Genomic DNA, 569 nt, shown 5'->3' on the forward strand with positions numbered 1-569 from the left:
GGCGCATCTTCGGTCAGGCTGACGTCGAGGCGGCCGGGCTCGATGCGCACCAGCCGCACGCAGCGCTTGATCAACACCTTGAAGGCGATGTCGCGATTGGCATCGGCAAGGGCGGCAATGTCGGCCAAGGACTTCACCGGCACAGCAGGCGTTTCGACGACCGGTTCCGGCGCCGCGACAAAGGCCGCGGGCACGGGCTGCGCCTCCACCAGCCGCATCGTCTGCGCGCCGCCGCCGGCGGACGGCATGCGCGCCTGCGCCACAGCGCTGGCGCCGCCATTGCCGGGGCTTGCCGGCGCCCCGTTGGCGCGCGGCGCGCCATTCGGAACCGGCGAAGCGCCCTCCAGCGATTTCAGCGCCTCGTCCAGCGTCGGCAGGTCGGCGGCATGCGCGAGCCGGATCAGCACCATCTCGGCGGCGCTCACCGGCCGGTTGGAGGACTGCACTTCGGGGATGCCCTTCAGCAGTATCTGCCATGTCCTGGACAGCACGCGCACCGACAGCGTCCCGGCGAAGTCGCCGCCGCGCCGGCGCTCATCCTCGGAGAGCGATGCATCGTCGGCAGCGGT

At 71.5% G+C, this 569-nt stretch carries 1 pseudogene; it reads right to left on the bottom strand.

The annotated features are described in order from the left end of the window. Positions 1–569: pseudogene (locus EN780_RS36945) on the bottom strand (DNA polymerase III subunit gamma/tau); the annotation flags it as partial.

The sequence above is a fragment of the Mesorhizobium sp. M4B.F.Ca.ET.089.01.1.1 genome (assembly GCF_004022605.1).
Taxonomy (GTDB): Bacteria; Pseudomonadota; Alphaproteobacteria; order Rhizobiales; family Rhizobiaceae; genus Mesorhizobium; species Mesorhizobium abyssinicae.